This is a genomic window from Bradyrhizobium sp. PSBB068 (genome assembly GCA_016839165.1).
Taxonomy (GTDB): Bacteria; Pseudomonadota; Alphaproteobacteria; order Rhizobiales; family Xanthobacteraceae; genus Bradyrhizobium.
Window position 1 is genome coordinate 276,439 of record CP069300.1, and the last position, 13,198, is coordinate 289,636.

Annotated in this window: 15 protein-coding genes; 7 read left to right on the forward strand and 8 right to left on the reverse strand. The window is 63.7% G+C overall.

Annotated elements, in window-relative coordinates:
• Positions 1-36 precede the first annotated feature (36 nt).
• From JQ507_01265 to JQ507_01280, 4 genes are read left to right on the forward strand one after another with little or no spacing between them, the layout of a single operon-like run.
• Entirely contained in the window at positions 37-1,065 is a 1,029-nt protein-coding gene (locus JQ507_01265; protein QRI70203.1) for a putative zinc-binding metallopeptidase, read from the forward strand.
• On the forward strand, positions 1,062-2,096 hold the full coding sequence (locus JQ507_01270; GenBank protein QRI70204.1) for an ATP-grasp domain-containing protein: 1,035 nt from the start codon (positions 1,062-1,064) through the stop codon (positions 2,094-2,096). The genes JQ507_01265 and JQ507_01270 overlap by 4 nt, the downstream gene beginning before the upstream one ends.
• Positions 2,097-2,113: 17 nt before the next feature.
• Positions 2,114-2,527, forward strand: a complete 414-nt coding sequence (locus tag JQ507_01275) for a hypothetical protein (GenBank protein ID QRI70205.1) — start codon at positions 2,114-2,116, stop codon at positions 2,525-2,527.
• Positions 2,528-2,575: 48 nt separating this feature from the next.
• Positions 2,576-2,812 (forward strand): hypothetical protein, encoded by a 237-nt coding sequence (locus tag JQ507_01280; GenBank protein QRI70206.1) that lies wholly within the window; start codon positions 2,576-2,578, stop codon positions 2,810-2,812.
• A gap of 107 nt (positions 2,813-2,919) precedes the next feature.
• Here the strand turns inward: JQ507_01280 and JQ507_01285 are convergent, their stop codons facing one another.
• The 3 genes from JQ507_01285 to JQ507_01295 all read right to left on the reverse strand — a co-directional run bounded on the left by JQ507_01285 (position 2,920) and on the right by JQ507_01295 (position 4,446).
• Positions 2,920-3,141, reverse strand: a complete 222-nt coding sequence (locus JQ507_01285; protein QRI70207.1) for a hypothetical protein — start codon at positions 3,139-3,141, stop codon at positions 2,920-2,922.
• 32 nt (positions 3,142-3,173) lie between these two features.
• Positions 3,174-3,518 (reverse strand): hypothetical protein, encoded by a 345-nt coding sequence (locus JQ507_01290; GenBank protein ID QRI70208.1) that lies wholly within the window; start codon positions 3,516-3,518, stop codon positions 3,174-3,176.
• A 223-nt stretch (positions 3,519-3,741) separates the two neighbouring features.
• Complete coding sequence (locus JQ507_01295; GenBank protein QRI70209.1) at positions 3,742-4,446, reverse strand: PAS domain-containing protein; 705 nt, start codon at positions 4,444-4,446, stop codon at positions 3,742-3,744.
• 582 nt (positions 4,447-5,028) lie between these two features.
• Here JQ507_01295 and JQ507_01300 point away from each other — a divergent pair.
• Positions 5,029-6,582, forward strand: coding sequence for a serine hydrolase (locus JQ507_01300; protein ID QRI70210.1), 1,554 nt, complete (start codon positions 5,029-5,031; stop codon positions 6,580-6,582).
• Positions 6,583-6,945: 363 nt separating this feature from the next.
• Here the strand turns inward: JQ507_01300 and JQ507_01305 are convergent, their stop codons facing one another.
• From JQ507_01305 to JQ507_01325, 5 genes are all read right to left on the reverse strand, one after another.
• Positions 6,946-7,122 carry a hypothetical protein gene (locus JQ507_01305; protein QRI70211.1) on the reverse strand — a complete coding sequence of 59 codons (177 nt, stop codon included), beginning with the start codon at positions 7,120-7,122 and terminating at the stop codon, positions 6,946-6,948.
• A gap of 519 nt (positions 7,123-7,641) precedes the next feature.
• Positions 7,642-8,397 carry a GntR family transcriptional regulator gene (locus JQ507_01310; GenBank protein ID QRI70212.1) on the reverse strand — a complete coding sequence of 252 codons (756 nt, stop codon included), beginning with the start codon at positions 8,395-8,397 and terminating at the stop codon, positions 7,642-7,644.
• Positions 8,398-8,403: 6 nt separating this feature from the next.
• Positions 8,404-9,384 (reverse strand): Gfo/Idh/MocA family oxidoreductase, encoded by a 981-nt coding sequence (locus JQ507_01315; protein ID QRI70213.1) that lies wholly within the window; start codon positions 9,382-9,384, stop codon positions 8,404-8,406.
• On the reverse strand, positions 9,381-10,268 hold the full coding sequence (locus JQ507_01320) for an NAD(P)-dependent oxidoreductase (GenBank protein QRI70214.1): 888 nt from the start codon (positions 10,266-10,268) through the stop codon (positions 9,381-9,383). Before JQ507_01320 ends, JQ507_01315 begins: the two co-directional genes overlap by 4 nt.
• 19 nt (positions 10,269-10,287) lie before the next feature.
• The gene (locus tag JQ507_01325) at positions 10,288-11,247 is read right to left on the reverse strand and encodes a hypothetical protein (protein QRI70215.1); all 960 of its coding nucleotides are present in this window, start codon (positions 11,245-11,247) and stop codon (positions 10,288-10,290) included.
• 132 nt (positions 11,248-11,379) lie between these two features.
• On the opposite strand from JQ507_01325, the gene JQ507_01330 reads away from it, so the two are divergent.
• A complete protein-coding gene (locus JQ507_01330; protein QRI70216.1) occupies positions 11,380-11,775 on the forward strand; it encodes a carboxymuconolactone decarboxylase family protein in 396 nt (131 codons plus the stop codon).
• A 159-nt stretch (positions 11,776-11,934) separates the two neighbouring features.
• Entirely contained in the window at positions 11,935-13,191 is a 1,257-nt protein-coding gene (locus tag JQ507_01335) for an aminopeptidase (GenBank protein QRI70217.1), read from the forward strand.
• Positions 13,192-13,198: the final 7 nt, after the last annotated feature.

Below are 13,198 nucleotides of genomic sequence, written 5' to 3' on the forward strand. Positions count from 1 at the left end.
TCCCGATTCCGGTTTGTTCTTGACTTTTGGAAGCCCATGCCGCGCCGCAAATATGCCTGGGAGCAGCTCACGGACGAACAGTTGCTCAAGCAACGCCTCAGCAGTCTGAGGGTTGCGGTCGAAGGCACCTGGCTCGCGGATTGCGTCGGCACGCTCTACGAAGAGCTCGAGGAGCGCGGCATAAGGCTGCGGCCGCACACCTGGATCTCGAGCGAATGGTTCAGCCCGGCGGATGTGCCCGGCATCGCGATTCCGTTCTATCTCGCCCATCCGCGCCTGATGAAGCTCGAGAAGAAGATGATGCTCGACGTCGAGGGCGCCTCGTGGTCCGAGTGCATGGCCATTCTCCGCCACGAGGCGGGCCACGCCGTGCAGCACGGCTACCAGTTGCAACGCCGCCGCCGCTGGCAGCAGCTGTTCGGTCCATCGTCGCAGCACTACCCGCGCTACTACCGGCCCAATCCGGCCAGCCGCAATTATGTCCAGCATCTGCGGCTTTGGTACGCGCAGAGCCATCCGGACGAGGATTTCGCCGAGACCTTCGCGGTGTGGCTGCGGCCGCGCTCGAACTGGCGGACGCGCTATGCCGGCTGGCCGGCGCTGAAGAAGCTCGAATATGTCGACGAGCTGATGGGCGAGATCGCCGGCAAGCGGCCGCTGCTTACGACGCGCGAGCGCGTCGATCCGTTGCGCGAGCTCAAGCAGACGCTCGGCGAGCACTACAAGAAGAAGCAGGCGTTCTACGCATTCACGCCGCCGAAGACCTATGACCGCGATCTGTCCAAGCTGTTCTCCGCCGATCCGCGGCATCAGCGGTATCAGCCGGCTGCAGTGTTCATCAGGCGGCATCGTGCTCACATCAGGCAGCTGGTCGCGCGCTGGACCGGCGAGAATCAGTTGACGCTCGATGCCGTGCTCGACGACATGATCTCGCGCTGCCGCGAGCTCAATCTGCGTGCCGTCGGCCCCGAGCAGAAGCTCGTGACCAACTTCATCATCCTGCTGACCGCCAAGACCATGCACGCGCTGTTCGGTCCGTCGCGCCGCAAATGGATCGCGCTATGAAGCATTTCCGCATCCTGGTGCTGATGCATCCCGACTGTGTGCCGCCCGATAGCAGCGATGGATATTCCGCGCGGGAAATCAACGAGTGGAAGACCGAATACGATGTCGTCAGCACCCTGCGTACGGCCGGCCATGAGGTTCGGCCGCTCGGCGTGCAGGAGGAGATCAAGCCGGTGCGCGACGCGATCGAAGGCTTCAAGCCGCACATCGTGTTCACGCTGCTGGAGGAGTTTCACTACGACGTGGTGTATGACCAGCACATCGCGAGCTATCTCGAGCTGATGAAGATCCCCTATACCGGGTGCAACCCGCGCGGCCTGATCCTGGCGCGCGGCAAGGATCTGTCCAAGACGCTGGTGCATCATCGCCGGGTCCCGGTGCCGGCCTTCGCCGTGTTTCCGATGCGCCGCAAGGTCAAGCGGCCGCCGCGTCTCGAACTGCCGCTGATCGTCAAGAGCCTGAGCAGCGACGGATCGCTCGGCATCTCGCAGGCGTCGATCGTCGATACCGACGAGAAGCTGGTGGAGCGCGTCGCCTTCATCCACGAGCGGATCGGAACCGCGGCCATCGCCGAGCAGTTCATCGAGGGCCGCGAGCTTTATGTCGGCGTGCTCGGCAACAACCGGCTGCGGGTGCTGCCGGTGTGGGAATTGAAGTTCGGCAGCATGGGCGGCCCCGGCGCGCGGCATATCGCGACCGAAAAAGCCAAGCACGATACCAACTATCAGGAGCGCATCGGGATTGCGGATGGCCCGGCCGACGACCTCACGCCCGAACTATCCGCGCATATTCAGCGGCTGGCGAAACGCATCTACCGGACGCTGGGGCTCGACGGCTACGCGCGCATCGACTTCCGCCTGTCGACCAGCGGCGTGCCGTATTTCATCGAAGCCAATCCCAATCCCGAGATCGCCAAGAGCCAGGAGTTCGCGATGGCGGCCGGGCATGTCGGGCTCGATTACCCGGGTCTGTTGAACCGGATCGTGACACTCGGAATCAGCCGCGCCAAGGCCGGCGTATCGCTGGGCTGAACCGGAGGCCCTGAAGCATGATCCGGAAAAGTGCGAAGCGGTTTTCCGGAAAGATCATGCTCAAGAAGGGGCTAAAGCGCGATGACGATTCAACCCAATCTCATCGCGCTTTAGAGGCTGCGCTGCATCGTGTGACGTCGCGCGTCTCTGGGGATGAACATCGCAAACGTTTCCCTAACGCGCGCCGCCGGCGTCGCGTCGGGGGCGGTCGCAGAAGCAGGGGCGGCCGCGACACGAAATTCATCCGGGTTAGGCCATCGCCGTACAAAGATGTCGCCGACGGGTGCCGCCATGAGCAGGCCGTCGCTGCGGCAGGTGTCGTAGACGTACAAAACGGCAAGAAAAATCGATACGACAACAAGGATCGTTCTGAAAAACGGCATTGTGTTTGCGCCTTCTTGATTGAGGCGGACAATGCCCGGCGACGGTGAACCGCGCGTTTAGCTGCCCGGCCGATCGGCCGGTAAGGTTCTCAACTCATGAATGCGGACGTAAACGGCTCGCTTACCAACGCCCTCAAGGTTACGGCAACCAGCTTTGCTCACCAGCCTGCAAGGAGTCTCTGGCATCAAGGGATCAAGAAAAAGACTGAGGAGGCCACCATGTTCGTCGCCATTCGAGTCATGATCCTGATCGCCAGCGCCTATGCAGGCTCGGCCGTCGCAGAGATGCAATTCGCGCCGCTGCCGAGCCTTGCGGCACCGTCCGCGCCGTAAGACTGGCGGGCCGCATTTCCTGATGTGATCGAAGCGAGCGCTGCGCCGATCATTGACGATCATGGAGCCTCCGCTGCCGATCCAGTTCAACCTGATCGCATCACGCTTCAGGTCAGCCGCTTTCGGTTCAGGAATTCCTGCATCGCGTCGTGACTGGCCGGCAGGCTGTCGTCCAGCAACAGGAAGTGCACGCAGCCTTCGACGGTTTGCGACGTACGCGCGAATTGTTCGGCAAGGCTCAGGACGATTGCGCGCTTGTCCGGCTCCATGATGCAATAGAACGCCAGCGTGAGCCGCAGGGCTTCCTTGTCGTCGGGGCGTCCAAGCATTCGAGTCTCCGGGAGTTCGCAGCAGTCTGCATCTAGGGACCTTCCGGCGGCGTCGGTGCGTGACGAGCGCTGGAGGCCGTCGCTCTGGAGAGCATCTCGATGGTCGTCGATAGGCTCTTGAATGCGGCCATGAACTCCTTGCGGGAGATCCACAGTCTTTCGAGCAACTCGTCGCGCGACCTAGGGTCAGCCTGGCGCTCGATTAGTTCCTCGATGGCCGTCGTGACCTCGAGAATGCCACCGATCTGGCGCCGGACCGAGAGGCAGGCCAACAGGGCCGCAGAGATATCTCCCTGCGGCCGGCTCGCCGATGAAGCCGTCTGCTTCGACAGATGGGCGCGATTGCGGAACTGCTGGAGATCGATGATGCGTCCCATTCAAAGCATAGTCCCGCTCGTCCGCGTACAAAAGAAGAGTTCGGCCAATGCGTTGCGCTGAGTGTTTCGGAGCGGAAACATCAGGCCGCGATCGGCACCAAGAAATCGGAACAGCCCGAGGCCGGTCACGAAATCGGAAACATCGCGCGGAGCGTAATACGTCGCGTGCGCAATTCACCTCGTAACTTTACTAGTTCTGCGCGCCGTGATCGTGCCGCACATCCTACAACAGCTTCAGGCGGATCGCGATGGTTGCAGCATGCACCTTGTTCGTCGCATTCAATTTGCGCGTGGCGTTGCGCAGGTGGAATTCAACTGTTCTGGCGCTTCTGCCTATGATTGCTGCAGTTTCTCCAGCGGTCTTGCCAGCGCTGACCCATTTCAAGCACTCGCGCTCCTTGTCGGTGAGATCGCCTTCGACGGTCTCGCGGCGATAGTCGTCTGCCGCATTTCGAGCGGCCGGCGGGTCGTTGGGCTCGTCGGGCCATCGCGCGGCCTGTCCTGCTGCGGCCGTCCGGAATTCGGTGATGTCGGTGACGCAGCCGATCGCGCGACGGTGATGGCTGGAGGAATCCAGGATCAGGCAGGCGACCGAACGCAGCCAACGTATTTCTCCGGATGGCCGCACGATCCTGAATTCGACGCGGTAGTATTCGTTTCTCGCGAGCAACGCGGATACTTCGGCGTCGTCTATTCTGGTCGCGATCTCCAGATCGTCAGGATGAATATAGGGCTTGAAAGCCTCTATCGACGTGATCGGGTGCGTCGCCTGATCCAGCCCCAAAATCTCGTACCAGCGCTCGTTGCAGAACAGCATGTCGGCGTCGATATCGTAATCCCACAGGCCGCCTCCCATGGCCTTGAACGAGAGTGACAGGCGTTCATATTCGAGTTGATCGACTGCCTTTTCCTTGGCTGGCTTCCGCATCGTGCTTGGCCTCAAACGCTCCGTTGACTTTGCCAGTGCACTTCCGCGCTTTTAAAAAGCGTAGCTTGATCGCGTATCGAATCTCCCGGATTTGGCGGAGTTACAGATCGATTTGCAAGTGCCGAGTGGTCACGATCGCAGATCGGTGCGACATTGATGAACAAAGGTTTGGATCGCAGTCGGCGATGCGCAGGATTGCGGCATTGGTCGTCCTTGCCGCGGGTCTTCTCGTATCGAACGCAGACGCGACGACCTGCATTTGTTCGAACAATCTGTCCGGATGTGGTTTCTCCGGAAGGCTGGCGTTGAACTTCAACCCATCGAACTTCAACGGGGGTGTATCGCCGGTCCCGGGAGATGCAGGCACGGCTTGGCGCTGCCACTTGCCTGGATATTCCGGCCGGTACGCCCGCTGGAAAGCGGTTGCGGCCATATCGACGGAAGCCCGATGCTCGTCAACGGCAGTGTCACGGCGTGCATTGCCAGGGCCAATTATCCGAATATTAGCGAGGGCGGAGATTGACAGGAACGCGATGCGTCGCCGATGGTGCGGCGGCACGGCCGTATCGCAGCGAGACACCGATGCAAGTTCAACGATGGGCTCTGTCGATGCTTGCCGGGCTTGCGGTCCTGGCTCTGTCGGGTGCTGCTGGCGCACAGGGTGGTGCCCCCGATCCGATGTGGCCGAGCCGGCAATGGCAGACCGCGACACCGGAAGAACAGGGGATGGACTCTGCGGCGCTGGCGAGGCTCGTCAATTATGGCGCGGTGCGCAGCTTCGATAGCCTCTTGATCGCGCGTCACGGCCAGATCGTGCTCGACGCCTATTATGCGCCGTACACGCCCGAGATCCCGCACCTCCTCAATTCCGTCACCAAGGCGGTGACCGGTACATTGGTTGCGATGTTGCTTAAAGAGGGCGTGCTCGATAGCCTCGACCATCGCTTGGTGGATTTCTTCGGCGACCGCACCATTGCAAATCTCGATGACCGCAAGCGGGCGATCACGGTCCAGACCATGCTCGACATGACTTCCGGCATGGCGTGGACCGAAGGCGTCGAGGGCGGGCGGCCGGACTCGCTGATCGAATGGGAGCGTAGCCCCGACGTGATCCAGTTCATCCTCGACCGTCCAATGGCGAAGGCGCCGGGCGAGGCGTTTTATTACAACACCGGCAATCCGCAGCTCCTGGCCGCGATCATCAACAAGCTCACCGGGATGAGCGCGCGGGACTATGCGGTGACGAAGCTGTTTCGCACGCTCGGAATTGCCGCGCCCTATTGGCACAGCATCGGGCCGGGGCTGACCCAGGGCGGCGGCGGACTGCTGCTCGCGCCGCGCGACGCCGCCAAGATCGGGTTGCTCTATCTGCATGACGGCGAATGGGAGGGACAGCGGCTGCTGCAGTCGGGCTGGGTCGATCGCATCAGGCACGCGACGACAGACATGCACGCTTCATTCGATCCTTCCCTGCATTATGCCAATTTCTTCTGGGTGATGCCGAAGCGCCAGGTCGTCATGGCGGTGGGCGATCGCTGCCAGCTGATCATGATATTTCTCGCGCTCGACATCGTCGCGGTGGTGACCGCGCGTGACTACTGCTCGTTCGGCAGAATGGCCGACGACATTTCCGGCGCGGTCAAGTCCGACACCGCGCTGCCGGTGAATTCCGCCGGCGGCAATCAGCTTGCTGCCGCGCTGCGCGAGATCGCGACGGAAAAGCCATCGGCCGTCGGCGCCATGCCCGAGACCGCTGCCGCCATCTCGGGCAAGACCTGGCGCTTCCCGGCCAACGGCCTCAACCTGCGGGCGCTGACACTGCATCTGACCGATCCGTCCGCGCGCTACGAGCTGGAAACGGCGACGCCGGATCCGGCGCGGCCGGTGATCAAACTGACGGGACCGATCGGGCTCGACGGGACCTACCGTCTCGGCCAGCCGACGCCGCTCGGCGTGATGGCGCTCAAGGGGACGTGGCTGGACGGTGAGAGGCTCGCGATCGACCTGCGCCTGGTCGGCGGCGACACCGATCGCAAATGGCTGCTCTCGTTTGGCAGCGGCAAGGCGAGGCTCAGCGGCAAGGATCGCTTCGGCCACGACGTGCAGGTCGATGCGGAGACGCCCGGTGCGCAATAGCGTGATTGAGGCGCCGGCAAAGGCGAGAATCCGGAATCGGGAAGGCGCTGAAGGGGCGAAACGAAATGCAATGCTCGGACAATTCCTGTCTTGAGAATGCGAACATACGGCTCACGAACAATGCCACACGCTCACTGTCGTCCCGGCGAAGGCCGGGACCGATAACCACCGATGGTCATTGTTGAGCGATGCCGGGACGACGAGTCCGCTTCACGACATCCGCCGCGGACTATGGGTCCCGGCCTTCGCCGGGACGACGCCCGCGAGGAGTCATGGACTCACTTGATGGATCACCCGCGCAGCATGCGCGGGTGATGACACCGAGAACATGGGGCTGTTTGACAGTCGAACCGGTAGCAGACTCTAGTGGTCGGTCTTCGGCGTCTTGGCCGACATGTCGAGCCCGAGCTGAAGGGCGCGCTCCTGGCGTTCTTCGGACAAGAACCTCAGCTCCCGTTCCAGCGACCGCGCAACCTCGTCCTGGGTTTGCTGGGAGTGGCGGCGGGAGCCGCCATGCGGTTTGGCCGGTTGGGCAGTCACGGGGATCCTTTGTCATCACAGTGTCACAGGTGCAGGCATGCCACGGCCAGAGTCGCGGCGACAATCAAAAAGAATTCAGCGGACGCCATTTGGAACGTTTGTTGGGCATCTGACTCCAATTTGAGCAGGAAATTCTCCCTGGCCTCGACCTATGCCTTGGTTCGAATGGAGTCGCGTCCGGTCGGGCTTGCGCTCTCATCAATTCGGATGAGAGTGCCCGGTTCCCTCGAAATCATTTCCGAAATCGCACGAAGACGTCCTGAAACCGACAAGGTCTAACCTTAGTAGCGTTGTGAACAACGGGTGCCTGATGAGACGCTGACAATGCGGTCGTGAGATTCACGACCGAGGTCGTGCAATCAGTACTCGTCAGACGCTGGGGATGATCTCGGAAATGAAGAAGCCGAATGCTGTGCCATATGTCTGGGCGGCCGCGCTGATCGCGGTCGCGATCTGGGGCGTGAGCGGCGCGCCGCAGATGGCACATACATCTGCCCCCACGCATCTGGCGCGGGCTCGCTAGAGCTTCGGCCGCAGCGAGCGCTGCATATCCATCGTGTAGGTGTAGCGCCCTTCCGGGTGCGTGGTGATGGTGACCTCGAACAGTTCCTCGCGCAGGCCGTAGTAGCGGCGGACCACGGTGAGCGCCGGCGATCCGGTCTTGACGTCGAGCGCCTTGGCGATCGGCGCCGGCATCCCCCGCACGAAGATTTCCATCTGCGCACGCTCGGTGACCTGGCCGTACATCTTCGCGATCTGCTCGTGCACCGGGGTGCGGCCGTGGTCGCTGCGGGTCACGACATCGGCGAATCGGCGCAGCACGTAAATCTCGGTCCAGCCGAGCGGGGCGGCGAACTGGTCGGAGCGGCGCACCGCCTCGATCAGGAACCAGCTCTTGCCGGGCTCGCATTTCAACTGCGCGGCCAGCTTCCGATCGGCGACGATGTCGCTGCTGCCAACCACGTCGCGGTAGGTTTCGTTGGAATAGCGCAGCCATTCGCCGAGCGACTTGACGCTGTGGGTGAACAGCACCGGCGGCTCGGAGGCGATCACCACCGAACCGAGGCCGGCGCGGCGCACGATCAGGCCTTGATCGATCAGGATGCGCAGCGCCTCGCGCACGGTCTGGCGGCTCGCCTGGTAGCTCGCCATCAGTTCGGTCTCGGTCGGCAGCAGATTGCCGACCGCGTAGGTGCCGAGGCGGATATCCTTCTGCAGCCCGGTGGCGATGTCGCGATAGCGGGACGATCTCGCCCTGTCCGGTTGTTCAGACATGGCAGATCACTGGTATGCCAAATGGCAGGCGACTGGATGTCCCGACTGCATCGATTGCAGCGCGGCCTCGAATGCCGCGAGCGTCGCCAGCACGTCAGCTTGGGGCACCGGGAACGGCTGCTTGCGTTCGACCGCGTCGGCAAAGGCGGTAAGTTCCGCGGTCAGCGTGTTGACTGCCGGATAGCGTGTCGTTGCAGGCGCCTCGCCGGATTTCCGTAGCACCATCGTCCCCTCGTCGAGCACTTCTGCGGATCCCTTCATCCCGAACACATGCACGCGCCAATAGAACGGTGTTGCGCGGACCGTAGCAAGGGTTGCACTCACGCCATTCACAAATTCAATCGCTAAAGTTGCAGCGTCGAGCGGCGGCGGTCCGGCCTCGCGTTCATTCAAGCGGGCATAAACCTGTCGGGCAGGACCAAGGAGGCTGACGAAGCCGTCGAGCACATGCAGGCCCGCGCCGGTCAGCCCGCCGCCAGGCGACTCCTCGGGCGACAACCGCCAGCCCTGCATGATGGCCTGCGAGTTCTCGTTGCTGTTGTGCCCCTCGACATGCAGGATCGTGCCGAGCTCGCCACTGGCCGTGATCGCGCGGAGCGCCTGCATCGACGGCCAGAACCTTCGGTTATGCCCGACCGCGAGCAACACACCGGCATTGCGGCAGGCAGCGAACATCTCGGCCGCATCGTCGCGCCGCAGCGCCAGCGGCTTCTCGCAAAACACCTGCTTGCCGGCTCCGGCGGCCGCGATGACCTGGCGCTTGTGCAGCGAATGCGGTGTTGCCAGCAGCACGGCATCGATGCCGGGCTCGGCGAGGACATCGTCCAGGCTGGGGGTGAGGGAGAGGCCATGCGTCGCGCAAAAGCCCGCGGCGCCGCCGACATCGGGTTCCACCGCGCTGGTGATCCTCAGTCGTGGCTCGCCTTGCGCAGCCTCGACCAGCGCGCGGCCCCAGCGGCCGAGGCCCGCGATCGCACAATTGATCATGAATGTTCCTTGTCCTGACTGCGTCCGGCCCGGATCGCCTCGATCACTGCGGCGCTGTCGCTGTCCGGGCCCCGAAGCGCGATCGCCGCGCGCAGCAACTCGGCCTGCACTGACGTCAGCGGCAAGCGCAGGCCGCATCGACCTGCCTCGCGCAGAATCAGCTCGGCGTCCTTCAAGGTCTGCGCGAGATGCGATTGCGGCGAGAAGTCCCGCGCCAGCATCTTTGGTCCCTTGCTGTCCATCACCTTGGAATATGCCGCCGATTGCCGCGCGGTCGCAAGGAACGTCGCCCCGTCGAGGCCGAGCGCTTCGGCAAGGGCGAGGCCTTCGGCCAAAGCGGCGCGGTTGTTCTGCAGGATCAGGTTGATGGCGAGCTTGGTGCGGCTCGCATTACCGATCGCGCCGACATTGATCCGCCGCGGGCAGAGGACGTCGAGCGTCGCTGCTGCGGCGGCGATGATGTCGGCGTCGCCGGCGACCAGCGCGGTGGCGGTGCCGGCGCCGACCTCAGCGCTGGTGCCCGAGATCGGCGCTTCGATGAAGGGCAGGCGTGAGCGCGCCGCGAATTCGGCGATGACAGTGATTTCGCCCGGCGCACACGTGGTGGTGCAGATGACGAGCGGCGGCGGCCTGGTGTTCGCAAGGTCCGGCAGCAGGCCCTCGACCTGGGCCGCGTCATACACTGCGATGACGATGACGCGGCAGCGCGCCGCGACGTCGGCAGCGAAGGCCGCGAACTCGGCACCGCTGGCCCGCAGTCCATCCTGCTTCGCAGCATCGACGTCGAAGCCGATCACGCCGATGCCGGCATCGATCAGGCGTGCCGAGAGCGCTGATCCCATCAGGCCCAGGCCGATCATGCCGACAGGTGTCTCGCGAGCCATGATGCGCCGCCGCTTCGCGCTATTGCGGCTGGATGCCGGCCGCCTTGACCTCCGCCGACCAGCGCACGACCTCGCTTTTGACGAAGGCGCCGAACTCGGCGGGCGTCAGCGGTGCCACGATCACCCCGACATCGGCGAGCTTCTTCCTGGTCTCCGGCATCGCGAGGTACTTCGCGCACTCCGCATGGATCTTGTTGACGATGGGGGCCGGCGTGCCGGCCGGCGCGAACAGCCCGTACCAGATCGTGGCCTCGAAGCCCGGCATGGCTTCCGACAGCGCGGGCAGGCCGGGGGTGAGCTCGTTGCGGGCCGCCGACGTCACTGCGATGCCGCGCAGCGTGCCGCCCTGCATCTGCGGGATCGCGACCGAGAAATCGCCGAAGGTCAGGTCGATCACCCCCGCCATCACGTCGGTCATCGCCTGCGGCACTCCGCGGTAGGATGCCGCGATCAGCGACAGGCCGCCGCGGGACTGCAGCTGCGCGACCGAGATCTGCGATGCGCCGGAGCCGTAGCCCGCGGTCAGATTTGGATTGGCCTTGGCGTAGCTGAGGAACTGCGGCAGGTCCTTGGCCGCAAGCTTCGGGTTGACCAGCAGCACCATCGCCGTCGTGGTGGTGCGGATGACAGGCGCGAAATCCTTCACCGGGTCGTAGGGCAGGCTCTTCAACGTCGCGACGTTGCTGGCATGGGTGGTGTTGGTGCCCATCAGCAGCGTGTAGCCGTCGGGCGCGCTGCGGGCGACTTCCTGGGTGCCGATGCTGCCGAGCGCGCCGGCGCGATTCTCGATCAGCACGGTCTGGCCGAACGCATCCTGCAGATGCTGGCCAACCAGCCGCGCGACATTGTCGGGGCCGGCGCCGGCCGGGAAGGGCACGATGATCCGGATCGGCCGTTGCGGGAAATCGTCCGCGGCGACCGCCGGCAGGACCCGAAGCGCAGCGAGCAGGACGACGAGCAGCCCCAGCCGTAACTTCATCCCGGTCCCTTCCCGTGCCTGCTTTTCCCAAATTTATACGGACAAATAAGTCTGAAATGCAAGCAGATGGCCCGTCGGAATATTGAGACGCGGCAAATTTATCCGTATAAATAGCCCATTCAGAGGAGCCAGATGACGATGGTGGACATCAGCGATCTCCATGCGCGCGGGCTGCGCCGGCGCCAGAAGATGTTCGGCGAGGTCGATGTCGCCAAGCGGATGGCGGCCGCCGGCGATTTTGGCACGCCGCTGCAAAACATCATCAATGCCTACGTCTATGGCGACGTCTGGGAGCGCAGTGGGCTGTCTGACCAGATCCGCAGCCTCGTGATGCTCGGCATCACCGCGGCGAGCAGCAAGCCCGCCGAGTTCCGCGTTCATGCCAAGGGCGCGTTGGCCAATGGCTGCACCGCCGCGCAGGTGCAGGACGTGCTGCTGCTGGTTGCGATGTATTGCGGCATTCCGGCTGCGATCGAGACCAGCAAGATCGCGGCCGAGGTGTTCGGCGAGGCGCCTCCGAAGGCGTAGGGTTCGCGCCGGGGCCAAACAGGCGGACACGCGCCGGAGCGGTAAATTCGACGCGAATGCTCGCTGCCGCGTGATCGGGCGCGGCAGGCTGGAACCTTGCGGATGCGGATCGAATTGGACTACGAATCCTGAAGAGATCCTCAAACGACACGGCGCTTCATGACCGCACATCAACGCAACCTTTCCGCCTCGATCGATCCGGTGAAGCTCGATCGGCTCGCCGAAGTCGCGATCAAGGTCGGCCTGCAGCTGCAACCGGGGCAGGATCTGCTGCTGACGGCGCCCGCCGCGGCGATGCCGCTGGTGCGGCGGGTCGTCGAGCATGCCTACAAGGCCGGCGCGGGTCTCGTGACCCCGTTCTTCTCGGACGAGGAGCTCACGCTGGCGCGCTACCGCTACGGCAACGATGCGAGTTTCGATCGCGCCGCCGGCTGGCTCTACGAGGGCATGGCGAAGGCGTTCGGCGCCAACACCGCGAGGCTTGCGATCGTCGGCGACAATCCGATGCTGCTGTCGGGCGAGGATCCGACCAAGGTGGCCCGCGCCAGCAAGGCCAATTCGATCGCCTACCAGCCGGCGCTGCAGAAGATCGTCAATTTCGACACCAACTGGAACATCATCGCCTATCCCAGCACGTCCTGGGCGAAGCAGGTATTCCCTGATGATGCCGAGGACGTTGCGGTGGCAAAGCTCGCGGATGCGATCTTCTCCGCCTCCCGGGTCGATCAGGACGGCGCCGTCGCCAATTGGGAAAGGCACAACGCGAGACTGCGCGAGCGCACCGAATGGCTGAACGGCCAGCGCTTCCACGCGTTGAAATATTCCGGCCCCGGCATGGACCTGACCATCGGCCTCGCCGACGGTCATGAATGGGAAGGCGGCGCCTCGACCGCGAAGAACGGCATCGTCTGCAATGCCAACATCCCGACCGAGGAGGTGTTCACCACGCCGCACTGCCGCCGCGTCAGCGGCCATGTCGTCAGCTCCAAGCCGCTGTCCTATCAGGGCACGCTGATCGATAATATCTCGGTCAGGTTCGAAGAGGGCCGCATCGTCGAGGCCAAGGCCTCGCGCGGCGAGGAAGTGCTGAACAAGGTGCTCGACACCGACGAGGGCGCGCGCCGTCTCGGCGAGGTCGCGCTGGTGCCGCATTCATCGCCGATCTCGAAGAGCGGCCTGCTGTTCTTCAACACGCTGTTCGACGAGAACGCCGCCTCGCACATCGCGCTCGGCCAGTGCTACTCGAAATGCTTCGTCAACGGCGACAGACTGACACCGCAACAGATCGCCGAGCAGGGCGGCAACAAGAGCCTCATTCATATTGACTGGATGATCGGCTCCGCCCATACCGACATCGACGGCATCCATGCCGACGGCCGCAGCGTGCCGGTGTTCCGCAAGGGCGAGTGGGCGTAACAGCCCG